Source organism: Chryseobacterium sp. L12 (assembly GCF_056133985.1).
Window position 1 is genome coordinate 90,162 of record NZ_JBVYOF010000017.1, and the last position, 24,152, is coordinate 114,313.

Below are 24,152 nucleotides of genomic sequence, written 5' to 3' on the forward strand. Positions count from 1 at the left end.
CAAAAAAAGACGAATTTTAAGAGATGTTTTTTCTCAGAGTATCACAATTAAAAGCTTTATAAATAATGAGGTACAAAAAAAGACACAACCAAAAGTTATGTCTTTTTGTATTAAAAACGGTCACCGTCAAGAATATTGCCTAAACCTCCGAGAATCCCGCCTTCTTCTTTCCGCTGTCCGGTTCCGAACTGAAGAATTCTGCCGGCAAGACGTGAAATAGGGAGTGTCTGAATCCATACTTTTCCCGGTCCGCAAAGCTGGGCAAAAAACACACCTTCTCCGCCAAAAAGAGTATTTTTAATTCCGCCAACCATCTGAATATCATAATCAACGGTTTTTGTAAATGCGACAATACAGCCTGTGTCTATTTTAAGAATTTCTCCTGGCTGCAAATCTTTTTCAATAACATGACCACCACTGTGTACGAATGTCATCCCGTCTCCTTCAAGCTTTTGCATAATAAATCCTTCGCCACCAAAAAGCCCGGTTCCCAATTTTCTCTGAAATTCAATTCCCACAGAAACGCCTTTTGCTGCACAAAGAAATGAGTCTTTCTGGCAGATTACTTTCCCGCCCAGCTGGCTTAAATCCAAAGGAATAATTTTACCTGTATAAGGAGCTGCAAAAGTAACATGCTTTTTACCATGAGCAATATTGGTAAAAACAGTCATAAAAAGATTTTCACCTGTAAGCAGCCTTTTTCCGGCGGAGAAGAGTTTACCCATCAATCCTTTTTCGTTGCCGTCACCAAAAAGGGTTTCCATTTTTATACCTTCTGTCATCATCATAAAACTTCCCGGTTCAGCAATCACACTTTCCTGTGGATCAAGTTCAATCTCAACACACTGCATTTCCTCGCCGTGAATCTTGTAATCAATTTCGTGATTATTCATAATTTTATTTTTTTAATTTATTCAATTTTAATCCTAAAAATAACCTATTTTAGTTATATAAATCCATATTGATCTATGATACAACTTCCTTTATCTAAGCTTTCTAATGTAGGAACCACAATTTTCAGCCTGATGACCCAGCTTGCCAATGAAAACCAAGCCATTAACTTATCTCAGGGATTCCCTGACTTTCCTGCAGATCCTGAACTTTTGAGTCTTGCAGATCATTATATCAAAAATGGATTTAATCAGTATGCACCACTAGGCGGAATGTTACCGCTGAAAGAGCAAATTGCACAAAAAATTGAAAATTCTCACGGTGCTGTTTATCACCCCGATACAGAAATCACCATTACCGCAGGCGGAACACAGGCAATTTTCACAGCTATTGCCACAATCATAAAAGATGGTGATGAAGCAATTATTTTCGAACCCGCTTATGATTGCTATGAACCTACCGTAGAGCTTTTCGGAGGAATTGTTAAAAGATTCAGGATGACGGCACCAGATTATACCATCAATTGGAATGAAATTAAAAATCTGATTTCAGACAAAACAAAACTCATCATTCTGAATAATCCCAACAATCCTTCCGGAAAGATTTTAAAGGAAGATGACATTCAGGAATTAATAAAAATTGTAAAAGACACAAACATTTTAATCCTCAGTGATGAAGTATATGAAAACATGGTTTTTGACGGAAATCAGCACCTGAGCATCTGCCAATATCCCGAACTGAAAGAAAGAAGCTTTCTCATTGCATCTTTCGGAAAACTTTTTCATATTACCGGCTGGAAAATAGGCTACTGCGCAGCACCAAAATCACTGACTGATGAATTCAGAAAAATACATCAATTCAATGTCTTTTGTGTGAACACACCTTTACAATTGGCATTAGCAGATTACATGAAAAATGAAAACAATTACCTTCAACTCAGTCAATTCTTCCAGGAAAAACGTGACTTTCTGAGAGAAGGTCTTAAAAACACGTCTTTTGAGCTTCTGGATTGTGAAGGAACCTACTTTCAGGCAGTGAAATACGATAAAATTTCTGATAAAACAGACTTTGATTTTGCCCATGAACTTACCATTAATTATAAAGTGGCAACCGTACCGTTCTCTTCTTTCTACAAAGACAAGATGAATGAAAATGTGATCAGATTATGCTTTGCAAAGAAGAATGAAACGCTCGAAAAAGCGATTGAGAATTTACAAAAGCTTTAAGAAAACGATCTTACAGGTTTAATCTAAATAATTATTAAGTTTTACATCATTGATTTGCAAAACATTATTAATAATGGGCTTATAAGCAGGTTTTTGATTGTTAGATTTTCTATAAAAAGAGTTCAACAGAACTTTTAATTTAACCTTTGAAATTGGTAAATAATTAAATTCAAAAGCAAAATCTTCATTTTTACATTTTAAAAAAATTCTCAAAATTGAATTTTTATGCTGTAGATGATAGAATTCAATCTCATTCCAAAAAATTGTTCGACTGTCTGAGAAAGTTATTCCCTTTTTGTTTAAAACAATTTCGGGATTTTTTCTGAATTTTCTTGTTAGAAAAATATTCAATCCAAAACTAAATAAACCACCAAGCAGAATCAAAAACAAAAAAGTAGGATTATAATCACTTTGTTTAAAATATTGTAAACCTACAAAAGTAGAAATTGATGGAATAATGAAATATTGTGCGTACGAAATTTTACTTTTTTCAATCACAACTTTATCCGGAATTTGCTCCTTAAAAAAATGGTTTTTGATTCTAGACATTCGCCGCTTCTTAATATGGAAGTTTATTACCATTTCATCACATCCTTCACAACTCCATAGTTTTGAGTATGCTGCAGCAATTCAGACTCAATAAATGTTTTAATTTGCTCTTCGGAACCATCATTCGGGAACAATAAATGAACATTCGCTCCTGCATCCAAAGTAAAAAATAATGGCAAACTTGTTTCTTTTCTAAAATCCCAAATTTTATTGATAACTTCTAAAGTTCCGGTTTTCATTAAAATAAAAGCCGGATCGCTCATCATCATCATCGCATGAAGGGTCAATGCTTCATGCTCCACAAGTTTAATGAAATCCTCCATATTTCCTGATTTCAGTATTTTTTTCATCGGAACAAAATTCTCACGGGCTTCCTGAAATCTCCTTTCAGCATAAGGATTAGTATTCATCAAACCATGACCCACAGTGGAAGAAACACTTTTTACACCTTCATGAATTAATAAAACCCAATCATTAAAATCTTTGAAAACAGGATGAATTTCAGCATCAGAATATTTAACTGCAAACAGATCTGAACTATCTTTCACCTCATCAGTTGCTCCCCAAACAACCAATCCGTCATACAAACTTCTGCATGCACTTCCGCTTCCTAATCTTGCCAAAAATGAAGCTTTTCTTGTTATAAATGATGGATCCTGAATGTCGGAAGAAAAACACTCATCCAATTTCATGAGACATTTTGCAATAGCTCCAAAACCGGAAGCTGAACTTGCAATTCCCGAACTGTGAGGAAATGTATTTTCTGTTCTGATGATATATTTTCCTTTTAAAACCCAAGGCAAATACTGCTCTATATTCTTAAAATATTTTTCTATTTTTTCAGCAAATTTAATTTCTTCATTCCCTGCTAAAAAAGTCTGAACAGAGAATGGTTCATTAGCAAAAAAATCTATTTCAGTATTGGTTTTACAATGGTTCAAAGTAAAACTGATACTCGGATTTGCCGGAATCTGGTCTTTATATTTGCCCCAGTATTTTATTAAAGCAATATTTGACGGACAGCTCTCCGAAACTGATATATTTTTTACCGTGAAATTTTCTTTTCCTAAAAATTCGTTTGTTGTCATAATTTTTATTTGCCTTGTCAGGGCTTCATCGTTTTGCTTATTTTCTAAATCAGATTAACCTGTTCTTGGTAATTTTTGTCCTTTTGGAGCTTTCTTATAAAAATATCAATACATTTTTTCAATCACATCAGCATACTTTTTCAAGACAACATTTCTTTTTACTTTTAAAGTAGGAGTAATCTCTCCACTGCCAATTTCAAATTCAGCCGGCATTAAAGTAAACTTTTTCACCTTTTCAAAATCTGAAAGATGAGATTGAAGTTCATTTATTTTCTTTTTATAAAAATCTATAATTTCTTTTTTGTTGACAATTTCTTCCCAATTGGTAAAACTTATGCCGTTTTTCTGTAAAAACTCTGTTAAAAACTCAAAATTCGGAACAATCAGAGCAGAAACAAACTGGCGTCCTTCAGCAATTAAAGTAATCTGCTGAATAAAATTATTGTTGGTAAGAAGATTTTCTATCTGCTGCGGAGCAATGTATTTTCCGTTGGAAGTTTTCATAAGATCTTTGATGCGATCTGTAATGAAAAGATTTCCATGGTCATCAAATCTTCCTGCATCACCGGTTTTAAACCAGCCGTCCTCAGTAAAAACTTTCTCGGTTTCTTCAGCTTTATTGTAGTAACCTTTCATAATACCGTTACCTTTTGCCTGAATTTCGTTTTGCTCTCCAATTCTTATTTCAACTCCGGGCAAAGGCTTTCCACAACTGCCGTGTTCAAAACGAGTAAAAGGCAGAGCCGTTAATGTTGCGGTTGTCTCTGTTAAGCCGTAACCAACCGTTACATGAATACCGATAGATTCAAAAAATCGGGTTACTTCAGGTGACAAAGATGCTCCTCCGCATGGAAGAAACCAAAGTCTGCCACCCATCTTTTCCTTTACTTTACTAAAGACCAGAAGATCGGCAAAAGTTTCTTTTATCTTTAATCCAAAAGGGATAGCTTTTTCATTTCTTCTTAATTCTGCAGTTTGCCATCCTGTTTCCAGTGCCCAACTGAAAATTTTCTTTTTCAAAGAGCCTTCCTCTGCTTTTTCTAAAACGCCTGCATAAATTTTCTGAAAAAATCTTGGAACAGCGCACATCATCGTCGGTTTTACCTCTTCCAGAGTTTTGGCAATATCTTTCGGGTCTTCCAGAAAATAAACTCTTGCACCGCCGTAAAGGCAAAGTAAACTCCAGCTTCTTTCAAAGACGTGGGTTAAAGGTAAAAATGCCAGCGACAATTCTTCCTCAAAATTCCTGAATTTAAAATAATCAAAATGTGCATCAAAAGCTTTGATAAAGTTACCATGCGAGAGCATCACCCCTTTTGGTGTTCCCGTTGTACCTGATGTATAGATCAATGTTGCAGTGTCCTCATCTTCTTTATTGATAAAATCAAATTTTGGAGACGATTTAGCAATAAAGTCTTCAAGATAAAAACTGCTGAACTCTTTTTTAATCCAGACTGCTTTTTTAGAAACAATAATGGTTGCAAGCTGAGTATTTTGTTTCTGTAAAATTTCCAGACAAGCATCATACTGAGACTGATTTCCCACCAAAATCATTTTCGAACCCGAATCATTAAGGATAAATTCTGTCTGTTCACCATTATTGGTTGAATATATAGGAACGGTAATGGCTCCTACAGATAATACAGCAAGATCAAAAATCATCCATTCTGCTGAATTGTCTGCATAGATCGCAACTTTATCATTTTCTCCAATTCCTGAATTTTTCAGTGCATTGGCGGTTTTGTAAACAATTTCACTGAATTTGTTCCAGCTCAGTTCCTTCCATCCCGAATCTTTTTTCTTAAAGCCGACTGCTGATTTTAAAGGATGTTTTTCTACATTTTTTCTGATGATAGCCTCTGCAAGATTCATTACTTTTTATTCAGCTTTTTGTCGTTAATATAGTTATTAAGATGAAAGTCTATGCTTTCTGAAACAGGAATAAACTGATATCCCAGTCTTTCTTTTATTTTTTTATTTGAAATAAAATTGAGGTTTGAAACAGCTTCTATATTAGTTTTAGTTGCCATTCTCAGCTGAGGAATAAGCCAGCTGAACAATACATTGGCAACTCTGCCGATCTGAAGAATGTTCTTTGAAAGAATTTTAGCTTCTTTCAGACCTAATTTTTTTCTTATCTGCTCTCCTATTTCAGCATATTTTTTAGTCTCTGATACAATCACAAAACGCTCACCGAACTTTTCTTTCTCCATAAGGTGTACAGCAATTTCTGCAACATCTCTCACATCTACATAGCTTGTGCCTCCGGAAAATGTAAAGTTGTTGTTTTCAAAAGTAGGAAAAACATCTCCGCTGCTTTTCCCCCAGTTTCCGGTTCCTATAATCATTCCGGGGTTGATGATGATGGCATTCAATCCTTCCGCAGAAGCGCGCCAGACTTCCATTTCTGAAATATGTTTTGAAATCGCATATGCAGAATGATCTTCTTTAGGATTAAAATCTGAGCTCTCGTCAAGCTCTCCGTTTTCGTTGAATAAATCTAAGACTGCAGTAGAACTTACATGAAGAAATTTTTTAACAGTGGAATTTTCACATGCATATAAAAGATTTTCAGTGCTTTTTGTGTTGGTACGATAAATTTCTTTACTGTCTTTTGGGTTATACCCTACTTTGGCGGCACAATGATAAACTTCCGTAACATCGTTTAATGCAGCTTCAACAGAAAGAATATCTTCAAAATCAATATCTACCCATTGAATTTTGCTGAAAAAATCATCAGAATTTTCAGTATAATAACGGTAAGAATTTTTTACCTCAATTAAATTACTGGTAGGTCTTTTGGCTGCCCGTACCTTTTTCCCTTTTTTCAAAAGTTCCAGAACGATTACCCTGCCTAAAATCCCTGTAGCACCTGTTACGAAAACCATTAATTATATTCCTACTTGATTACTTACTAAATTAAAATAAAAATTTTTCTTTTCCAACAGTTCGGCATGAGTTCCTTTTTCAATAAAAGTTCCGTCATTGAGAACAAGAATCTGGTCTGCATTTTTTACCGTACTAAGGCGATGTGCAATGATAATCACCGTTTTTCCTTTAAAAAAATCAAAAAGATTGCTCATGATTTCCTTTTCATTCTGCGCATCCAAAGCACTCGTTGCTTCATCCAAAAGAAAAACAGACGGATTTTTGTAGATGGCTCTTGCAATCAAAATACGCTGTTTTTGCCCTGTACTCAGACCTATTCCGTCGTTTCCGACAATGGTATCCATACCTTGCGGAAGCTGCTGAATCAGTTTTTGCAAATTTGCAACTTTTACAGCATAATCCAGCAGATTTTCATCAATATTATCCTGCTTCAAAGTTATATTTCTCCGAATACTTTCAGAAAAAACAAAACCTTCTTGCAGAACAGTTCCCATGATCTTACGCCATTCATTAAGTGAAATGTCCGATAATGAAGTTCCGCCAAAATCAATTTGTCCTGAATCTGGCTCGTAAAAACGAAGAAGAAGCTTGAAAAGTGTAGTTTTCCCGCTTCCGCTTTCTCCTACAATTGCCGTTACTTTACCATGCGGAATGACGGCATTCAAGTTTTTCAAAATATCAAAATCCCCAAAACCGAAGCTTACATTATTGAGTACAATATCATTATTGTTCTTTATTTCTTTAAAATGCTGAGCTGTATTTTCTACCGGTTTGGTATGAACCTCAGCAATTCTTTCCAGGCTTAATTTTGCATCCTGAGAAATCTCTATAAAATACAGAAGCTGATCGAAAGGCGAATTCATCTGACCAACAATAAAACTGATGGCAAGCATCATCCCCAAAGTAAGATCGCCATCAATAACCGAAAAGGCTGCAAATCCTGTAATAAGAATATTTTTAAGCTGAGAGATGAAACCCGCCCCAATCATCTGATATTGCGAAAGCTTCAGCGCTTTTTTATTTCTTTCAAATACATCATGTTGCAGATTTTCCCATTTAGTTCTCTGGAAATTTTCTGATTGATTGATTTTGATTTCAGACATTCCCAAAACCATTTCGTTCAGAATATTCTGATTTTTACTGTTAAGTACAAATTCTTTCTGATCTAAAATTTTTCTCCGGTTTAAAAAAACAGAAATCCAGATAACCGAAAGCGCACTCAAAACAAAGAATATCAGTAAAATAATGAGATTATAAATTCCCAAAACCACTGAAAATACAATAAGGTTTAAAAATGAAAAAAGAATTGAAAGCGTATTGGTTGAAAGAAAAGAATTGATTCTCTGATGATCTAATATCCTCTGCTGAATATCACCCAGCTTTTTGGATTCAAAATAAGAAACGGGAAGCTTTATCAGTTTCTCTATAAAATCGCTGATCAGTTTGATATTTACCCGGGTATTGACTTTCAGCATAATCCAGCTCCTTATCAATTCCATAAAACTGTTTCCGGAAAAAAGAAAAATCTGCGCAGCAATGATCATCAGAACCAGATTTTTATCCTTAGAATTAATTCCTTTATCTACGAGATTCTGTGTAAGAAAAGGAAAAGCAAGCGTGATTATACTTGTCAAAAGCAAAGTAAAAACCAACATAGCCAAAGATTGTCTGTGAGGCCTGAGGTATGAGAAGAGAAAACCAAAGCCTTCCTGAATTTTCTCTTCTTTTTTATCATAAAATTTCTGAGCAGGCTGCAGCAAAAGAGCTTTCCCTGTTTCAGTGTTCTGAAGCCAACCGCTTTTAAACTCATCTTCAGAGAGCAATATTTTCCCATATTCAGGATCAGCAATCAGAATTTTATCCGTTTTTTGCTGTGGAGGCAAAACCACAAAATGCTCATTCTTCCAGTGTAAAATGCAGGGTTTAGGAGCTTCAGACATCAGCTTTTCAAAATCAGTTTCAACCGCAAGAGTTTCAAAACCAAGTTCATGAGAAGCAGAAATGAGATCATGAAAGCTCACCCCTGTTCTGGACTGAAGCGTAATCAGGCGAAGATATTCCGCTGAAAAATTCTTTCCGAAATATTTTGTAATTATCCTAAGACATGTCGGTCCGCAATCCATCGAATCGAGCTGCCTGTAAAAGGTAATTTTTGCCACGAAAAATTTATTTTAAAACCATATTGTTTCTTCTGGGTACTTTTCCGCAGAGAACATCGGCAATGCTTTTTGAAATTGCATGATCATCCAAAAGATTATCTAACCAGAAAAATTCTCCTGCGGCGTTGATTTCGATAAAATAATATTCATCTTCGGGCGAAACAATCATATCAACGGCACCATAATCTACATGATAAACATCAAGTAAATTCAGAAGTTTCTGTTCAATATCTGCCGGAATTTTTGTTTTTTTCCATTTGTCAATTAAATTGATGCCATCTTTTCTCCAGTCTATTTTTGCATCTTCAGATTGCTGCGAATCAATTTCAAACGCATAGACGTCCTGCCCGACTATCGTAATCCGCAGTTCTTTTTTCTTTTCAATCTTCTTCTGAAACTGCATCGGACAATATACCAGTGAATCTAATCTTTCCTGGCTTTCTTCATCAATAACATTGGTGAAAACTACATTTTCAACGCCATCTTCGTAGATTGCAAAACCTGTTTGCATTTTCCCAACAACATTCTGATGCTGCATAATGAATCTTTTAGCTTCTTCCGGATCATTCGTAATGCAGGTTTCAGGAATTTTAAATTCTAATTTATGTGCTATTTTAAGCTGTTCTTCTTTGCTGTCGATTCTGCGGTACACACTTGGCTTTCCTAATGAATAGCAATCCAGAGATTCTATAAAACCAAAAAGTGTATGTCTGATTTCGCCCATAGCAGGACCAAAAAATTTAGCTTCCAGCTCTTCTTTTAAGCCAGTCCCTATATTGTAAGCTCTTCTGTACCAAACTGCAGAAAGATCATCTAATTTGATTCTGGTGTCTTGTGTTTTTAAATATGATATCCATTTTCCATTCTCAAAAACAGTAGAAAGTTGATTTTTTAAAGGATATAGATCTACATCAAAACGGATAACCTCGAAATTATTCTGAGCGATAAATTCTGTAACTTTTTCTAAGGAAAAACTGTCTTGTGTATGTGTAATGATTAATATTTTATTGTTCATTGGTGTATATTCTGTTTATAAGATAATCTGCGATTCTCTCTGCAATAGGAAAATTTAATTCTTTCTGAAGCATTCCCCATTCTCCCTGCGGATTTACTTCCAGAAAATAGTAATTTCCATCAGTACTTTTAATCATATCAATCGCTCCAAAAATCAAACCCATTTCTTTCATCATTAAGTTTAAACTGTTTTCTACAGCTTCCGGCAAATCATATTTTTCCCAGAAAAAGTCTGACCGGGAAACCCGCCAGTCAGCGTAAATGCTGTTATTGATCTTTCCGGTAAAAAAATCACCATTTACATACACAATTCTCAGCTCATACTGCTTGTGAATATAGGGCTGAAAAATCATTGGGCAAGAAGCAATATCAGACAGATGCTCAAGACTATTTTCATCAAAAACTATAGTCGAAATCATTTCCTGACCATCCATAGACGCAGAAATCGTTCCGTGAAGTTTTGCAATTGCTTTACCATTACAGAAATTACGGAAAAAATCTTTTACCGCATCTTCATTGTTTGAAAAAAGTGTTTCAGGAATTATTAAGCCGTTCTTTTTGGCGATTTTCAGCTGCAAAATCTTGTTGGACTCAATGTTTCTTTCAGGCTGCAAAGGATTGATCCATGGAAGATGTTCGAGTGTCGTGAAAACATTTAATCTTAAGCTTTGATATTCATTTAAAAAAATAGACCGGTAATGATCATCAAGATCTTCGGGGAATTTAACACTCCAGGTTTTGCGGTGCCAGACCGCTTTTATATCTTCAGAACTGATTTGATTGCCCGATTCATCCGTTATTGTAAACGAACTAGTATTAAGACTTAATTTCATCTGATGGTTGAAACAGTCAGAATTTAACCGAAAAAAAGGAATATTTTTCGATGTAAGATATTCAAAAAAAAGATCAATATTGTAAAAGTCCTGAGAATGAGTGATACAGAGAATCATCTTTAATCATAATAAAAAAGGAAACTTGACGTCTAAGTTTCCTTTCAATATAAAGTTGTTAATATGCTTTTCTAAGAGAAAATTTAAATATCACTTCCTTCATCTCCGTCTGACGGATACTTCATTGTTTGATGGGTATCATAAACAGGCTTAGTAACCGTATCTTTCAAAGGAGTTGTAAGTCCTGTTCCCGATGCACCTCCTTTTACCGCTTTAGTATCTTTTATTTGATTTTCTAAAAACGAAGCAAAAAACGGTTTTTTTAATTTTTTCTTTTCCATAATGAAATATTTTTATTGATTTGACCTTACTAAGGTAATAATTATTAGTGATCAATAAAAGCAAAATACGTTATTTAAGAAAATTTTAACATTATAATTCACCGCCATTTAATCTTTTGCTAAATCTAAAAAATCTTTTACTATAAACGCAAAATCAACAGGATTATCTGCCTGAACCCAATGCGCCGCATTTTTAATTTTCACAAACTGCGCCTTAGGAAACTGCTGTCTGATGGAAAACTCATCCTGCGGTAAAATATAGTTTGATTTTTCCCCGGCAATAAATAAAGTTTCACCTTGAAAAACACCAAATTTAATGGCATTAGATACAAACTGACTGTATTTTTCTGCTAAAGTTTTAAGATTAAATCTCCAGTTCAGCTTTTTAGAATCGCCGTTTTCTTCCCAATATAGATTTTTAGCCAAAAACTGAATAGTAGACTTTTCAGGAATATACTGACTCAAAACTTCTTCTACTTCACTTCTAGATTTCATCTCATCAAAATTTACCGTTTCCAGAGCCTTTATAATTCCCTGATGGTGTGGTGGATAGGATTTTGGAGAAATATCTACAACAATAAGTTTTTCAACTTTTTCGGGATAATTGACAGCAAACTGCATGACCGCCTTTCCGCCTAATGAGTGTCCTAAAACGTGCGCTTTTTGTATACCGTAATGGCTCATGTAATTAGCGATATCGTCTGCAAGATCATCATGTGACATATTTTCGGAATGAAAACTTCTGCCATGATTTCTCAGATCTATTAAATGAACAGGCATAATTTCGCCTATTTCTTTCCCAAAGCTTCCCCAGTTATCAAGCATTCCGAATAATCCGTGAAACACTAAGAGCGGTGTTGACGATAAATTTTCGCCAAATATTTTTGAATGTAAAATTTCCATTTTTATTAAGATTTTAGAGGTTAGAAATTATAGGTTAGTAAACAATACACAAAACTAACTTCTAATTTCTAACATCTAGTTTCTAATTCTACCATTTTGCCAATCTTTTCAGATATGCCTGAACCGTGTTTTCCATTCCCATATACAAAGCTTCAGAAACCAAAGCATGTCCGATAGAAACTTCCAGGAGCTTTGGAATATGGTCTGAAAAATATTTTAAATTTTCTAAACTCAAATCATGTCCTGCATTGATTCCCAAACCAAATTCAGCCGCTTTTTCAGCAGTTTCAACATAAGGCTTGATCGCTTGTTCTTTATTCACAGAGTAATTTTTAGCGTAGGCTTCTGTATACAATTCAATTCTGTCAGTGCCTGTTTCTGCGGCAAATTTCACCATTTCCGGATTCGGATCAAGGAAAATAGAAGTTCTGATTCCCGCGTTTTTAAATTCAGCAATAACCGATTTCAGAAAATCCAGGTTTTTCTCGCAGTCCCAACCTGCATTTGAGGTAATAGCATCATCAGCATCAGGAACCAATGTTACCTGTTCCGGCTTTATTTCTAAAACCATATTGATGAATTTACGATGCGGGTTTCCTTCAATATTAAATTCGGTATGAACCAAAGGTTTCAGATCATAGACATCCTTTCTCGTAATATGCCTTTCATCAGGTCTGGGATGAATGGTAATTCCGTGCGCTCCAAATTCCTGAATTTTAACTGCTGCCTCTGTTACACTGGGCGTTTCTCCGCCTCTTGCGTTTCTTAAGGTAGCTATTTTATTAATATTTACACTTAGTTTTGTCATTTTTACTTAAAATTTGAGGATTATGATCACTACCTCTTTTTATTAGTATACAAAAATAAAGAAACCTCTTCAAAGTCTCTTTATAAAGTTCTTTTTATCTCAGAATGAATGAAAATTATTATCACAAAAATGATGATTATTTTGGCAAACCAATCTGCATAATCTGCAAATCAAACTCTTTGGAAGCTACCAGTAAATGATCAAAAATATCAGCCTGGATTTCTTCAAAATGCTCCCATTTTGAGTCATTGGCAAAACAGTAGACCTCCATTGGAAGACCTTGTGTAGTAATTTCTAGCTGACGTACCATAATTGGGCTGTTTTTATCTACCTGCGGATCCTGCTCAAGATATTTTTGTGTGTAATATCTGAAAACACCAATATTGGTAAGCTGCCTTCCGTTAATAATTTTATCTTTATGTTTAATATTTTCTTTTTCGAAATTAATTTCAGAAGTTTTATGGTTTAGGTAGTCTGAAAGCAGGTTGATTTCTTTTAATTTTTCAACTTCATCATTGCTTAGAAATTTAAACGAATTAATATTAAAGAATATTGATTTTTTTATTCTTCTGGTATTGGATTCTGACATTACCTGGAGATTTTTAATCTCAGTTGTAAGCAGATCGTAAGTAGGAATAGAAGAAATCGTTTTATCAAAATTGGCAATTTTTGTTGTTAAAAGACTTATATCTAAAATATTTCCTTCAATATTATATTTCGGAATTCCGATCCAGTCGCCAACTTTCAGACTTTTGGATGTTGCTACGTGAATACCGGTAACAAATCCTAAAATTGTATCTCTGAATACCAAAACCAACACTGCAGTAATCGCTCCTAAGCTTCCGACAATAGTTGTCCCCTTGATTCCGAAAATTACACAGATACCAACCACAGAAAACACAAAAATCCCAAGAATTTTAATAGTCTCGGAAACTGCGTTAATTGCCATTACTTTATAATAATCCTGTTTTATAGTGAAATAATACCTAAATCCGGTAAGCGCTCTGTACAGCATTCCTGCCAGAATAAATACCAACCCGAGATTCACTGATCTGATAATAAAAATAGTAGTTTGCCGCAAAGCACCAGCAAAGATAGACTCATGTATGCTTCCTATGAATGCCAAAGCTATAAAATGTGCTACCGAATTGGTAATTTTTGACTGATAAACCGATTTAATAATCGGATATTTATTTTCATTTCTGAAAAACCTGAAAATATAGTTAATGATAATCTTAAAAAGAAAGTCCAGAAAAAGAAAAATGGCAAGAAGAAGCCCAAGTTTTACAATTATATGAAATATCCACGAAGCACCATCCGGAGTTACTTTAATAATATATACATAAAGCTGCTCGCTCATCTCCTGAAAAAAACTTTTGGTGTCTTTTATTTCATCTTTCATCCTAAAAAATTATTTATCAAGATAAAACACCCATAATCATACCTTTCATAACAAATGAAAAAATATTTCTGAATATTTTACTGTACAAAATTACTAAATTATCAGCCGCTAAGCTTCCATCAAACCCTCATTATTATTAATAAAAATTAAAAATAATTAATTTAATAATAAAAATAACATAATAAAATTAACAACTTAATAAAAAATTAACTAATTTAGTAATCCTAACCTAAAAAACTTATATTTATGAGAAAGCTTAATCTTCTTTTTCTATTAATCTTTCTATTGACGGTATTTTCCTGCCGTTCGGAAACCGAAACAGCTGTAGAAACCGTTGTAGAAAACACAGTAAAAACCGGAAAAATATCCGGAAGAGTCATGTCACAAAACGGAAACAAACCAATTGGTGGTGCTTCTGTTTTTACTTTCGACGATAAATATAAAATTTATCATACCACTTCTGATGCCAGCGGAAACTTTACAATGGACGCCCCTGCAGGAAATCATACCATCTACATTCAGACCGGTAACGGAAGTAATTTCCGCACAGAGATCTCTGCAACAATTAAAGAAAATGAAACTTTAAGTCTCAATTCTGCCCAGACCAAACTCAATCAGGTTGCTAAAATTGCTTATGTAAAGGGAAGTTTCGATAAAATTGAAGATATTATTCAAAATCTTGGTTATACCGCTACTGAAATTACAAATGCAGATCTTGCCAATATGCTTACTATTGCACAGTACGACATTATTTTCCTTAACTGCGGATCCAGAAAATACAGCACCAATGCTTCTCTTTATCCGATTATAGACAATAATTTAGCTATTTTTGTGGCAAACGGAGGAAGTATTTATGCTTCAGACTGGGATGTCTCTTATCTTGTAGGAGGTAATGACAATACCAACAACTGTGCGCTTCCTGGAGGTTTTGTTCCAGACTCAAAACTTTGTTCTAAAAACACCGGCTCATCGGGAATGGTTGCTGCATCCGTTAATAATACGGGTTTATCAACCGCTTTAGGCTTCAATACTCTGAATATTGATTATGACATGGGAGCATGGCAGAAAATCATCAATTATGATGCAAATTACTGGGAAGTTCTGGTAAAAGATGCAGGAAGCAATGATGCATTAATGCTGAGAACCAATCAATTTACAGCAACAGGACTTCCCAATACACCTATCGGGAATGCCTCCAACTCGACCTTTACCACAGTTTGTATAACGCTTCCCGGCAATATTCAAATCAGTGTTTCTGTTCCACAAATTGCAGTACCTTATCTTGTGGCTTTAGGAGCTACTGTAGGCTCTTGCACCGGAACTACCAACAGCGGATATATCTATTATACCACTTTTCACAATCATGCTACCGGAAACATCGGAAATGCAGGGGTAATTTTACAGTATGTGATTTTGAACCTTTAGAAAATTGAAAACTTCAGACTGATTACTAATAACCAAGACCCGGGAGAAATTATCTTCCGGTTTTTTTCTGAATTAAAGTTTGTGTTCTTCAGACTGAGCAAGAAAATCTATATTTCTTTTCAATCCTGAAAACTTGGTTCTTTTCACCGGTGATTTTCTGAATATTTCCGAAAACAGATCTTGTGTAAGCTCTCTCCACTCTCCTTTTCTGAAATTTCTGAGCTGATCATTCGGTTTAAACTTATTCTGAAAATTCGGAACTGAAAAACGGTTCCACGGACAAACATCCTGGCAAATGTCGCAGCCAAACATCCAGTCTTCCATTTTATTTTTAAAATGATCCGGTATTTCACTTTTCAGCTCAATGGTTGCATAAGAAATACATTTGCTTCCATCTATAATTTTATCTGAGACAATTGCATCTGTTGGACACGCATCAATACATTTTCTGCACGTTCCGCAGTGATCTGTTGTTTCATGATCTGCCATTAATTCCAGATCACAAATAATTTCAGCCAGAAAATAAAATGATCCGCTTTGTTTAGTAATCAGGTTCGCATTTTTTCCTACCCATCCTATTCCCGATTTTTTTGCCCAGCTTCTTTCCATTACCGGAGCAGAATCTACAAAAACTCTGAACGAAAACTCACCGATTTCTTTCTGAAGCTCGGCGACCATTTCTCTCAGAATATCCTTAATGACCTCATGATAATCTTCTGCATACGCGTATTTAGATATTTTAAAATTGTCCAGAGACGGAATTTTTTCTTCGGGAAAATAATTGTAAGAAAGAGAAATAACTGATCTGGAACCTTCTAAGAGCAATCTCGGATCAAGTCTTTTGTCGAAATGATTTTCCATGTATTTCATTTCGCCTTGGTAATTGCTTTTGAGCCAGTTTTCCAGATGTTTTGCATCTTCTTCCAAAAAATCAGCTTTCGAAATTCCACAATTCTGAAATCCAAAACTTCTGGCTTTGGTTTTAATGAGCTGGGAATATTGTTCGGCTTTTGAATTCATAGATTTCGCATTGCAAAACTAAGATTATTTTATAAATTTGTTTGAATTTGAATGTCATGAATAATCAGTCATTTTAAATCGTTAATTTTAATAAAAAAATAAACATTATGTCATTAGCAGATGTATTACAATCAGGAAACTATGAATTAATCGACGTTCGTGAACCCATGGAACTGGAAATGGACGGAAATATAGAAGGTGCGAAAAATATTCCGCTCGGAGAAGTGGAAGACAGAAAAGATGAGATTTTATCTATCGAAAAGCCTGTAATTCTATTTTGCAGAAGCGGAAACAGAAGCGGAAAAGCTTTGGAATATCTGAACTCGCAAGGTCTGAAAGAAGGATATAACGGCGGAGGCTGGGCAGAATTGAAATCTCAACTGTAAATATTAAAGGAACTTCAGGTTCCTTTTTTTTCAATAAAATATGATTTTAGAACAAACATTTAAAAATCTCTGTTTTCATTACTCTGATGATCAGAAATTAATAGAAAAACTATGGACAGAGATCAGTAAAAGTTATGCTGAAAAGTCAAGACACTATCATAATCTCCTGCATATTGAAAATATTTTTGAAGAAATTGAGCAGGTAGAACAAGACATAAAAAGAATTGAAATTATTTCTTTTTCAATTTTTTATCATGATGTGGTCTATAGTGCAACTTCAAAATCCAATGAAGAAAAAAGTGCAGATTATGCTGCAAAAAGACTGACTGATTTAGACCTGAATACAAACGATGTTGAAGTCATCTGCCGCCAGATTTTAGCAACAAAATCTCATCAAAAATCAGATGATTCAGATACCAATTATCTTCTGGATGCTGATTTATGTGTTCTTGGCAAGAATTCTGAAATTTACAGTCAATATATACAACAGATAAGAAAAGAATATTCAATCTATCCCGACTTCGTTTACAAACCGGGCAGAAAGAAAGTTTTACAGCATTTTCTCGATTTGGAAAACATTTACAAAACAGAATTTTTCCGTGAAAAATACGAAGCAACTGCAAGGAAAAATATAATGGACGAGCTAAAAAACTTAAACTAAAAACCCTGTTTACAAAACAGGATTTTTAATTTCATTAAACTCTTTCAGAAGATTTTCAAAAACTTTCTCAACGGGTAATATTTCATTTATCAAAGCGGAGACCTGACCAATTTCCAGTTCACCATCTTCCATATCACCCTCAAACATTCCTTTTTTAGCCCGCGCTCTTCCTAAAGAAGCTATTAATGCTTCTGTATTTCTTCCGGTATTGTAAATTTCTTCCAGTTCATTGAAAAATTTATTTTTTACCATTCTTACAGGTGCTAATTCTTTGAGCGTAAGATGAGTATCTCCTTCGTTAAGCTCAGTAATTTTCTTTTTCCAGTTATCATGGGAACTCGCTTCTACAGTGGCTGCAAAACGGCTTCCGATCTGTACACCGTCTGCCCCGAGAATCATGGCAGCTTTCATTTGAGAACCTAATGCAATTCCACCCGCTGCAATCAATGGTTTAGAAATATGTTTCTTTACATTGGGAATGAGGCAAAGCGTTGTGGTTTCATCTCTACCATTATGTCCGCCGGCTTCAAATCCTTCTGCAACAATAGCATCCACACCTGCATCTTCACATTTTACAGCAAATTTTGTAGAAGAAACCACATGAGCTACTTTTATTCCTTCTTTCTGCAATGTTTCAGTATAAGTTTTTGGATTTCCGGCAGATGTAAAAACAATTTTTATTTTTTCTTCCAAAATAATATTGATGATTTCTTCAAGATTAGGATAAAGCATCGGAACATTGATGGCAAAAGGTCGATCTGTAGCTTTTTTGCACTTCTGAATATTCTCACGCAAAATATCGGGATACATACTTCCCGCACCAATCATTCCCAATCCTCCGCAATTGGAAACTGCAGAAGCCAAACGCCATCCGGAATGCCAGATCATTCCGCCCTGAATGATAGGATATTGTATTTTAAAAAGCTCGGTAAGTCTGTTTTTATTTTCCTGCTTATCGTGGAGCTTCTTAGCTGCATTAAAATCTATAAAATTACTCATAGCGTAAAAATATTAAATTTTATTGATGTCAAAAAACAAAAAACTTTTTTTGGCGGAGTTTATTTTTTTTAAATTTAAATAATGAAATGGTCATGATCGAAAAATTTAAGCTTCAAAGAAGGCATAACTTCCATGACAAATAAAACATAAACAGTTATATGAAAATAAGCATTATTGGCGTAGGATTAATTGGCGGTTCGATTGCATTAAAATTAAAACAGAAAAACAGCGTAGATTATATTTACGGAATAGACAACAATACAGACAATCTCAACGAAGCTCTATCTTTAAACATTATCAGCGAAAAAGCTGACTTTGAAACAGGAATAAAAAATTCAGATCTGATTATCATTGCAATTCCTGTAGACTCTGCAAGAAAGATTCTGCCGGAAGTTTTAAATTTAATTTCAGATCAACAAACAGTAATGGATGTTGGCTCTACCAAATCAGGAATCGTAAATTCTGTAAAAGATCATCCAAAAAGATCAAGATTTGTAGCTTTTCATCCGATGTGGGGAACGGAAAATCACGGTCCGAAATCAGCTATTGCAGACAGTTTTTCAGGAAAAGCCGGCGTAATCTGTAACCGTGAAGAGTCTGCGGATGACGCATTGCAGCTTGTAGAAAATATTGTAAACGATCTTGATATGCATCCCATTTATATGAATGCAGAAGATCATGATATACACACTGCCTATATTTCGCATATTTCACATATCACTTCTTATGCTTTAGCCAATACGGTTCTGGAAAAGGAAAAAGAAGAAGACACCATCTTTCAGCTGGCAAGTTCGGGTTTTTCCAGCACTGTTCGTCTGGCAAAATCCCATCCTGAAATGTGGGTTCCGATTTTTAAGCAAAACAAAGACAATGTTTTGGATGTTTTAAACGAACATATATCCCAGCTTCGAAAATTCAAATCGGCTTTGGAAAAAGATAATTTTGAATATCTGGAAGAACTGATCGTCAATGCTAACAGAATAAGGGAAATTCTGAATCAATAAAATATCACCTTAATTTTCTTCGCAAATTTATATTAAAGCTTAAACTTTAAGGAGCCAATTTAAATCAAAATGTTGATGAAACTTTATTCTCAAAGTTGACGAAGCAAGTTTTTTTTGTATTGCTTTTTAAAATGTGTGCAGAAAAAATCTTTGCTCTTTAAGAATATCATCGTTTTACGTATATAATTTAATTAATCAAAATTCCTTTTTGGATTTTTACCCTAAACTCATATTATTCAATTTTATTAAACCAAATTTTAATTTTATTAAAATAAATATTACATTTGTAAAAATAAATTTTGATGAAACTCCCAATATTTTGCCCCAGTTGTGATCATACTCTCAACGTAAGTCAGATGAAATGTCCTGACTGCGGCACGAATGTAAACGGCGATTATGAACTTCCGGTTCTCTTGAAGCTCAACAGAGACGAGCAGGATTTTATCCTAAATTTCTTTCTTTCCAGCGGAAGCATCAAGGAAATGGCAAAACAGGCTGCACTTTCTTATCCCACTATGAGAAATAAAATGGACGATCTTATTCAGAAAATTAGTCAACTAAAAAAATAAAATTCATGAACTGGAAAATTCTTTTGAATCCTTTCTCAAAATTCAGTGAAGTACAGCTGTTTACTGTCGGTCTTATTTTTATGCTGATAAATTTTACTGTAACCTATTTATTCGGATTTCAGCTGGATAGTATTTTTCATTACGGATATATCGGGGAGAATGATCCTCTATTGAAAACGGTGCTTATCACTTTGAAAAGCTATCTAATCGCTATTGCTGTTCTTTTCGTGCTGGGAAAAATTTTCAACAGGAAAACAAGACTTATTGATATCATCAATACCGTAATTATTGCACAAATTCCGGTTTTACTGCTTATTTTAATAGGAGAAATTCCGTTTGTAGAGCAAGCGATCATGACAACTGCAGAACTTTCAAAAAGTAAAACACCTGAGATTCCTGCTTCAGATCTTATTATTCTCTGCTTTTTTGCATTTTTTGCATTAATCACCGTTGCCCACGGATTCACTTTACTTTATAACGGCTTTAAAACTGCAACGAATACAAAAGATGTGAAAAAAATTATATTATTCGCTTTTACAGTTATCATAACGATTATGATTTCGCAATTTTTAGTCTGAATTATAGTATTTTGAAAAACAGGAATTAAATTACCTGATTAGCAAATAAAATTGATCAACCTTATAATATGAAACAAACCAATGAAAATTGTCGATTCTCGTAAAAAACCAATAAAAACATCCATATGAAAACAAAACTTTCAATATTTCTGATGCTGATCTGTTTCACGTCATTTTTTTCACAGGAAATTACTGGTACGTGGAAAGGCGAGCTCAACTTTCAGGGTTCAAAACTACCACTGATTTTTAATATCAAAAAAGATAAAGAAGGTTATACTTCTACTGCAGACAGCCCGTTACAGCAAGTAAAAGATATTCCTGTCGACAAAACTGTTTTTGAAAAAAATAAGTTAACACTTGAGATTTCAGCTATCGGAGGAATTTACACAGGTATGCTGGAAGGAAAAAAAATTACAGGAACATTCAGTCAAAATGGTATCTCGCTTCCGCTAATATTAGAACCTTCAAGTGAAAAAGGCAATTATGCTGCGAAAAATGAAACTTTGCAGCTGCCTCAAAATCTGAATGAGAGCATTAAAAGAATTGATGATTTCATTTCTTACCTTGAAAAAAACAATGCAGAAGCCGGAGAAATTTCTTTATTCAAAAACGGTAAAGAAATTTACAAAAGAAATTTCGGGCAGCAGAATCTTCCTTCCAGCTCAGAAAAACATTCTGCTTTTCAGATTGGTTCTGTTACCAAAACCATGACGGCTTCCATGATTTTTAAACTGATTGAAAAAAAACAGCTGAATCTGAATGATAAACTCTCAAAGTTTTTCCCGGAGGTTCCCAATGCAGAAAAAATTACCATCAGCCAGATGCTGAACCACACTTCAGGTTTGGGAGATTACGTGCAGGGAAAAGATGATATGATGTGGCTCATCAATAAATCTGATGATACAAAAATAATGGCTCATATCAAAGAACAGGGTTCTGTTTTTGAGCCGGGTACAGACAAAAGGTATTCAAACACAGGATATTATCTTCTGACTAAAATTTTAGAAAAAGTCACTAAAAAAACGTATGCCGAAAATCTGAAAGAAACATTTACAACCCCTTTACAATTAAATAATTTTTATACTGCAAGCCAAAATCCTGCTAATGTTTATCTGCCTTATGATTTTACCGGAAAATGGATAAGCAAAAAAGATTTCGATTTTAATAATGTAGTAGGTGTTGGAGATATTGCAACCGACCCTACAACGCTGAATATCATCATTAATCATATTTTTGAAGGTAAAATTGTTTCCCAAGTCTCACTTTCTGAAATGATGCCTAAAGGAAATGACAATTTTGGAAAAGGAATTATAACTGTTCCTTTTTTCTCCAAAAAATACTACGGGCACAGTGGCGGTACTTACGGAACCAATTCCCTGATGGTTTATAATCCCGAAGACAAAATTTCTTTTTCGTATTCTCTGAATGCAGACCGGATTGGTGCCAATAATTTTGCCATTGGTGTTCTGAGTCTTTTATACAATAAAGAATATGAATATCCCAAATTGAACAATGAAAAAATACCTGCTTCAGATTTGCAAAAATATACAGGTGAGTACAGTTCTAAAGAAATTCCATTAGGTTTAAAAATATTTATTGAAGATGACAGTCTTTTTGCGCAGGGTACAAATCAACCTGAATTCCCTTTGGAATATGTTGAAAAAGATCAGTTTAAATCTGATAATGCCGGTGCGAAAATAATCTTTACGCCGGAAAAGAAACAGCTTACTCTCATTCAAAACGGAAATAGCCTTATTTTTGATAAGAAATAATCTATGTAGAAAAGATACGGACGTTTCATCTAAAACGCCCGTATCTTTTACTCAAAACGTGCGCATCTTTTGCTTGAAAGATGCGCACGTTTTTTAGTATGCTGTTGACTTTTATTTTTAACACTCCGGAACATTAACTGCAATAGCCAGCCCACCTTCCGAAGTTTCTTTGAAACGGTCATTCATCGACAAAGCAGTTTCCCACATTGTTTGGATTACCTGATCTAAACTTACTTTTGCTTTCGCAGGATCACTTTCCAGAGCAATATTTGCAGCGGTAATCGCTTTTATAGCTCCCATTGTATTCCTTTCAATACAAGGAATCTGTACCAACCCTTTTATCGGATCGCAAGTAAGTCCTAAATGGTGTTCCATGGCAATTTCTGCCGCCATTAAAACCTGACCGACGCTGCCTCCCAAAATCTCCGTTAACCCCGCTGCAGCCATTGCGGAAGAAACTCCTACTTCTGCCTGACAGCCGCCCATTGCTGCTGAAATTGTAGCATTCTTTTTAAATAAAGTTCCGATCTCTCCCGCAACCAAAATAAACCGTGCAATATCGTCTTCAGTAGTTGCATGGGTAAAAGCCTGAGAATACATCAAAACTGCCGGAATCACCCCACTTGCTCCATTGGTTGGCGCAGTAATAATTCTCCCAAAACTAGCGTTCTCTTCGTTCACAGCCAATGCGAAACAGGAAATCCATTTGTTGATATTGGTGAAATTTTCTTCTGCATCAACCACAAGCTGAAACCATTCATCTTTATTTTTATAAATTTTATCGCCTAAAAGTTTTCTGTTGATTCCTGCGGCACGACGGGTTACATTGAGCCCGCCCGGTAAAATTCCTTCTTTATTTACGCCTTTGTAAATACATTCTTTGATCTGCTCCCAAATATAAAGAGCCTCTTTTTTGGTTTCTTCCTGCGTTCTCCAGCTTTCTTCATTAATTAGTATTAAATCTGAAATCTTTTCAAATCCTAATTTGTCACAGTATTTTACAATATCCGAAGATTTATGACACGGATATAAAGTGCGCACACAGTGCTTATCAATAGATTTTTTTTCCTGGCTCATAATGAAACCTCCGCCGACAGAATAAAAATCCTGCACAAGTTCGGTTCCATCTTCAAAAACCGCTTTGAAAATCATTCCGTTGGGATGATAATCAAGCGTCTGAGACATATTGAAAACTAAATGATGTCCATAAATAAAATGAATTTCTTTTTCGCCTCCCAAATTGATGATCTGAGATTTTTTTATCCTGTCAACAATTTCATCAATTTTCGTAGTATCAATAGTTTTAAAATCTTCACCATTCAGACCAAGCATTCCGGCAATATCGGTTCCGTGACCGATTCCCGTTTTTGCCAGCGAGCCAAAAAATTCCAGAAAAACTTCTTTTACCTCCGCAACAGATCTTTCACGATTGATAATTCTGACAAATGCCGCAGCAGCATTCCACGGTCCCATTGTGTGAGAACTTGAAGGACCTATTCCTACTTTTATAATCTCAAATACAGATATTGACTCCATATATATTTTCCATTTTCGCTAAAAGCAAATATACACGGAAAA

23 protein-coding genes are annotated in these 24,152 nt (G+C 34.7%); 8 read left to right on the plus strand and 15 right to left on the minus strand.

What is annotated here, in order from left to right; translation table 11 throughout:
- Positions 1-110 precede the first annotated feature (110 nt).
- Positions 111-893, minus strand: a complete 783-nt coding sequence (locus AC0NBN_RS10510) for a TIGR00266 family protein (protein ID WP_160811906.1) — start codon at positions 891-893, stop codon at positions 111-113.
- A gap of 75 nt (positions 894-968) precedes the next feature.
- On the opposite strand from AC0NBN_RS10510, the gene AC0NBN_RS10515 reads away from it, so the two are divergent.
- On the plus strand, positions 969-2,117 hold the full coding sequence (locus tag AC0NBN_RS10515) for a methionine aminotransferase (protein WP_160811905.1): 1,149 nt from the start codon (positions 969-971) through the stop codon (positions 2,115-2,117).
- A gap of 18 nt (positions 2,118-2,135) precedes the next feature.
- Here AC0NBN_RS10515 and AC0NBN_RS10520 read toward each other — a convergent pair whose 3' ends face one another.
- The 11 genes from AC0NBN_RS10520 to AC0NBN_RS10570 form a co-directional block, all read right to left on the minus strand.
- Positions 2,136-2,507, minus strand: a complete 372-nt coding sequence (locus AC0NBN_RS10520) for a hypothetical protein (protein WP_474468347.1) — start codon at positions 2,505-2,507, stop codon at positions 2,136-2,138.
- 185 nt (positions 2,508-2,692) lie between these two features.
- Positions 2,693-3,754, minus strand: coding sequence for a diphosphomevalonate/mevalonate 3,5-bisphosphate decarboxylase family protein (locus AC0NBN_RS10525; RefSeq protein WP_160811903.1), 1,062 nt, complete (start codon positions 3,752-3,754; stop codon positions 2,693-2,695).
- A gap of 105 nt (positions 3,755-3,859) precedes the next feature.
- Positions 3,860-5,626 (minus strand): AMP-dependent synthetase/ligase, encoded by a 1,767-nt coding sequence (locus AC0NBN_RS10530; RefSeq protein ID WP_160811902.1) that lies wholly within the window; start codon positions 5,624-5,626, stop codon positions 3,860-3,862.
- Entirely contained in the window at positions 5,626-6,642 is a 1,017-nt protein-coding gene (locus AC0NBN_RS10535; RefSeq protein WP_160811901.1) for an NAD-dependent epimerase/dehydratase family protein, read from the minus strand. Before AC0NBN_RS10535 ends, AC0NBN_RS10530 begins: the two co-directional genes overlap by 1 nt.
- A 3-nt stretch (positions 6,643-6,645) precedes the next feature.
- The gene (locus tag AC0NBN_RS10540; protein ID WP_474468349.1) at positions 6,646-8,802 is read right to left on the minus strand and encodes a peptidase domain-containing ABC transporter; all 2,157 of its coding nucleotides are present in this window, start codon (positions 8,800-8,802) and stop codon (positions 6,646-6,648) included.
- Positions 8,803-8,809: 7 nt separating this feature from the next.
- Positions 8,810-9,817, minus strand: coding sequence for an MvdC/MvdD family ATP grasp protein (locus AC0NBN_RS10545; protein ID WP_160811900.1), 1,008 nt, complete (start codon positions 9,815-9,817; stop codon positions 8,810-8,812).
- Positions 9,807-10,766, minus strand: a complete 960-nt coding sequence (locus tag AC0NBN_RS10550; protein ID WP_160811899.1) for an MvdC/MvdD family ATP grasp protein — start codon at positions 10,764-10,766, stop codon at positions 9,807-9,809. Before AC0NBN_RS10550 ends, AC0NBN_RS10545 begins: the two co-directional genes overlap by 11 nt.
- Positions 10,767-10,849: 83 nt before the next feature.
- On the minus strand, positions 10,850-11,047 hold the full coding sequence (locus AC0NBN_RS10555; RefSeq protein WP_130915351.1) for a microviridin/marinostatin family tricyclic proteinase inhibitor: 198 nt from the start codon (positions 11,045-11,047) through the stop codon (positions 10,850-10,852).
- Positions 11,048-11,155: 108 nt separating this feature from the next.
- Entirely contained in the window at positions 11,156-11,950 is a 795-nt protein-coding gene (locus tag AC0NBN_RS10560; RefSeq protein ID WP_160811898.1) for an alpha/beta fold hydrolase, read from the minus strand.
- Positions 11,951-12,038: 88 nt separating this feature from the next.
- Complete coding sequence (locus AC0NBN_RS10565) at positions 12,039-12,758, minus strand: pyridoxine 5'-phosphate synthase (protein WP_160811897.1); 720 nt, start codon at positions 12,756-12,758, stop codon at positions 12,039-12,041.
- Positions 12,759-12,894: 136 nt separating this feature from the next.
- Entirely contained in the window at positions 12,895-14,160 is a 1,266-nt protein-coding gene (locus AC0NBN_RS10570) for a mechanosensitive ion channel domain-containing protein (RefSeq protein ID WP_160811896.1), read from the minus strand.
- Between the two features lie 246 nt (positions 14,161-14,406).
- On the opposite strand from AC0NBN_RS10570, the gene AC0NBN_RS10575 reads away from it, so the two are divergent.
- A complete protein-coding gene (locus AC0NBN_RS10575; RefSeq protein WP_160811895.1) occupies positions 14,407-15,585 on the plus strand; it encodes a carboxypeptidase-like regulatory domain-containing protein in 1,179 nt (392 codons plus the stop codon).
- A 72-nt stretch (positions 15,586-15,657) separates the two neighbouring features.
- Here the strand turns inward: AC0NBN_RS10575 and queG are convergent, their stop codons facing one another.
- A complete protein-coding gene (gene queG / locus AC0NBN_RS10580; protein WP_160811894.1) occupies positions 15,658-16,605 on the minus strand; it encodes a tRNA epoxyqueuosine(34) reductase QueG in 948 nt (315 codons plus the stop codon).
- Positions 16,606-16,712: 107 nt separating this feature from the next.
- On the opposite strand from queG, the gene AC0NBN_RS10585 reads away from it, so the two are divergent.
- Together AC0NBN_RS10585 and AC0NBN_RS10590 are read left to right on the plus strand one after the other, a co-directional pair.
- Positions 16,713-16,991, plus strand: a complete 279-nt coding sequence (locus AC0NBN_RS10585) for a rhodanese-like domain-containing protein (protein ID WP_089741980.1) — start codon at positions 16,713-16,715, stop codon at positions 16,989-16,991.
- Positions 16,992-17,031: 40 nt separating this feature from the next.
- The gene (locus tag AC0NBN_RS10590; protein ID WP_160811893.1) at positions 17,032-17,652 is read left to right on the plus strand and encodes an HD domain-containing protein; all 621 of its coding nucleotides are present in this window, start codon (positions 17,032-17,034) and stop codon (positions 17,650-17,652) included.
- Positions 17,653-17,661: 9 nt separating this feature from the next.
- Here the strand turns inward: AC0NBN_RS10590 and AC0NBN_RS10595 are convergent, their stop codons facing one another.
- Entirely contained in the window at positions 17,662-18,651 is a 990-nt protein-coding gene (locus AC0NBN_RS10595) for a nitronate monooxygenase (protein ID WP_160811892.1), read from the minus strand.
- Positions 18,652-18,809: 158 nt separating this feature from the next.
- Here AC0NBN_RS10595 and AC0NBN_RS10600 point away from each other — a divergent pair, with 158 nt between their 5' ends.
- From AC0NBN_RS10600 to AC0NBN_RS10615, 4 genes are all read left to right on the plus strand, one after another.
- On the plus strand, positions 18,810-19,655 hold the full coding sequence (locus AC0NBN_RS10600; protein ID WP_160811891.1) for a prephenate dehydrogenase: 846 nt from the start codon (positions 18,810-18,812) through the stop codon (positions 19,653-19,655).
- A gap of 302 nt (positions 19,656-19,957) precedes the next feature.
- Complete coding sequence (locus AC0NBN_RS10605) at positions 19,958-20,224, plus strand: DUF2089 family protein (RefSeq protein ID WP_474468353.1); 267 nt, start codon at positions 19,958-19,960, stop codon at positions 20,222-20,224.
- 5 nt (positions 20,225-20,229) lie between these two features.
- Entirely contained in the window at positions 20,230-20,802 is a 573-nt protein-coding gene (locus AC0NBN_RS10610) for a YIP1 family protein (protein WP_089741972.1), read from the plus strand.
- A 125-nt stretch (positions 20,803-20,927) separates the two neighbouring features.
- Positions 20,928-22,574, plus strand: a complete 1,647-nt coding sequence (locus AC0NBN_RS10615; protein ID WP_160811890.1) for a serine hydrolase domain-containing protein — start codon at positions 20,928-20,930, stop codon at positions 22,572-22,574.
- A gap of 117 nt (positions 22,575-22,691) precedes the next feature.
- Here the strand turns inward: AC0NBN_RS10615 and AC0NBN_RS10620 are convergent, their stop codons facing one another.
- Positions 22,692-24,110 carry an L-serine ammonia-lyase gene (locus AC0NBN_RS10620; protein ID WP_160811889.1) on the minus strand — a complete coding sequence of 473 codons (1,419 nt, stop codon included), beginning with the start codon at positions 24,108-24,110 and terminating at the stop codon, positions 22,692-22,694.
- Positions 24,111-24,152: the final 42 nt, after the last annotated feature.

What these genes read in the sequence shown, in the direction of transcription:
- AC0NBN_RS10515 (WP_160811905.1), top strand. Translation starts at nt 969, where the DNA reads ATGATACAACTTCCTTTATCTAAGCTTTCTAATGTAGGAACCACAATT.
- AC0NBN_RS10560 (WP_160811898.1), bottom strand. Translation starts at nt 11,950, where the DNA reads ATGGAAATTTTACATTCAAAAATATTTGGCGAAAATTTATCGTCAACA.
- AC0NBN_RS10585 (WP_089741980.1), top strand. Translation starts at nt 16,713, where the DNA reads ATGTCATTAGCAGATGTATTACAATCAGGAAACTATGAATTAATCGAC.
- AC0NBN_RS10615 (WP_160811890.1), top strand. Translation starts at nt 20,928, where the DNA reads ATGAAAACAAAACTTTCAATATTTCTGATGCTGATCTGTTTCACGTCA.
- AC0NBN_RS10595 (WP_160811892.1), bottom strand. Translation starts at nt 18,651, where the DNA reads ATGAGTAATTTTATAGATTTTAATGCAGCTAAGAAGCTCCACGATAAG.
- AC0NBN_RS10600 (WP_160811891.1), top strand. Translation starts at nt 18,810, where the DNA reads ATGAAAATAAGCATTATTGGCGTAGGATTAATTGGCGGTTCGATTGCA.
- AC0NBN_RS10525 (WP_160811903.1), bottom strand. Translation starts at nt 3,754, where the DNA reads ATGACAACAAACGAATTTTTAGGAAAAGAAAATTTCACGGTAAAAAAT.
- AC0NBN_RS10550 (WP_160811899.1), bottom strand. Translation starts at nt 10,766, where the DNA reads ATGATTCTCTGTATCACTCATTCTCAGGACTTTTACAATATTGATCTT.
- queG (WP_160811894.1), bottom strand. Translation starts at nt 16,605, where the DNA reads ATGAATTCAAAAGCCGAACAATATTCCCAGCTCATTAAAACCAAAGCC.
- AC0NBN_RS10605 (WP_474468353.1), top strand. Translation starts at nt 19,958, where the DNA reads ATGAAACTCCCAATATTTTGCCCCAGTTGTGATCATACTCTCAACGTA.
- AC0NBN_RS10545 (WP_160811900.1), bottom strand. Translation starts at nt 9,817, where the DNA reads ATGAACAATAAAATATTAATCATTACACATACACAAGACAGTTTTTCC.
- AC0NBN_RS10565 (WP_160811897.1), bottom strand. Translation starts at nt 12,758, where the DNA reads ATGACAAAACTAAGTGTAAATATTAATAAAATAGCTACCTTAAGAAAC.
- AC0NBN_RS10575 (WP_160811895.1), top strand. Translation starts at nt 14,407, where the DNA reads ATGAGAAAGCTTAATCTTCTTTTTCTATTAATCTTTCTATTGACGGTA.
- AC0NBN_RS10535 (WP_160811901.1), bottom strand. Translation starts at nt 6,642, where the DNA reads ATGGTTTTCGTAACAGGTGCTACAGGGATTTTAGGCAGGGTAATCGTT.
- AC0NBN_RS10590 (WP_160811893.1), top strand. Translation starts at nt 17,032, where the DNA reads ATGATTTTAGAACAAACATTTAAAAATCTCTGTTTTCATTACTCTGAT.
- AC0NBN_RS10510 (WP_160811906.1), bottom strand. Translation starts at nt 893, where the DNA reads ATGAATAATCACGAAATTGATTACAAGATTCACGGCGAGGAAATGCAG.
- AC0NBN_RS10620 (WP_160811889.1), bottom strand. Translation starts at nt 24,110, where the DNA reads ATGGAGTCAATATCTGTATTTGAGATTATAAAAGTAGGAATAGGTCCT.
- AC0NBN_RS10555 (WP_130915351.1), bottom strand. Translation starts at nt 11,047, where the DNA reads ATGGAAAAGAAAAAATTAAAAAAACCGTTTTTTGCTTCGTTTTTAGAA.
- AC0NBN_RS10530 (WP_160811902.1), bottom strand. Translation starts at nt 5,626, where the DNA reads ATGAATCTTGCAGAGGCTATCATCAGAAAAAATGTAGAAAAACATCCT.
- AC0NBN_RS10570 (WP_160811896.1), bottom strand. Translation starts at nt 14,160, where the DNA reads ATGAAAGATGAAATAAAAGACACCAAAAGTTTTTTTCAGGAGATGAGC.
- AC0NBN_RS10610 (WP_089741972.1), top strand. Translation starts at nt 20,230, where the DNA reads ATGAACTGGAAAATTCTTTTGAATCCTTTCTCAAAATTCAGTGAAGTA.